The organism is Bradyrhizobium sp. Kon69 (assembly GCF_055807515.1).
Genome location: NZ_JBVVOS010000601.1, coordinates 1 through 233, shown reverse-complemented (window position 1 = coordinate 233; position 233 = coordinate 1). Strand labels below are relative to the sequence as shown.

Below are 233 nucleotides of genomic sequence, written 5' to 3'. Positions count from 1 at the left end.
ACTTACCCGAGCGTCGCGCCGGGCACCACCGTAAAGGTGCGTGTGCGGGCCAACCCAGCGGTGGCGCAGAACCCGAGCAAGTACTACCAGTTGAGCCTGGGGTCCACGCCGCGCCTGAACACCAGCAGTGTGAAAGGCGACAACATCGTGCGGGTGCCGGTCAGCGAGATGCCGCTGGCAACACAAACCGCGCGGCAGTTGAACTGGTCGACCCAGTGGTCGGACACCACGGG

General features: G+C 65.7%; 1 protein-coding gene. It reads left to right on the top strand.

Translation table 11 applies throughout. The features are described from left to right. On the top strand, positions 1–233 hold a 233-nt coding region (locus tag AC0L3U_RS40310), incomplete at both ends, for a hypothetical protein (RefSeq protein WP_473365259.1).